Source organism: Schumannella sp. 10F1B-5-1 (assembly GCF_006517535.1).
GTDB lineage: Bacteria > Actinomycetota > Actinomycetes > Actinomycetales > Microbacteriaceae > Schumannella.
In genome coordinates, this window is sequence record NZ_VHQH01000189.1 from 1 (window position 1) to 239 (window position 239).

General features: G+C 67.8%; 1 protein-coding gene. It reads right to left on the reverse strand.

What is annotated here, in order from left to right; all coding sequences use genetic code 11:
* Positions 1-16: 16 nt before the first annotated feature.
* A partial coding sequence (locus FJ658_RS15390; protein WP_181408512.1) for an HAD hydrolase-like protein occupies positions 17-239 on the reverse strand: 223 nt, incomplete at its 5' end.

Sequence of the window (239 nt, forward strand, 5' to 3'; positions counted from 1 at the left end):
CCCCCCGCCGGGTGAACTACGGCAGCAGCTCGTGCACGCCGTTCAGGATCTCGGAGGGCCGGAACGGGTAGCGCTCGATCTCGGCCTGGTCGCTGATGCCGGTGAGCACCAGCACGGTGTGCAGGCCCGCCTCGATGCCCGCGACGACATCCGTGTCCATGCGGTCGCCGATCATGGCGGTGGTCTCGGAGTGCGCGCTGATCTTGTTCATCGCCGACCGGAACATCATCGGGTTCGGC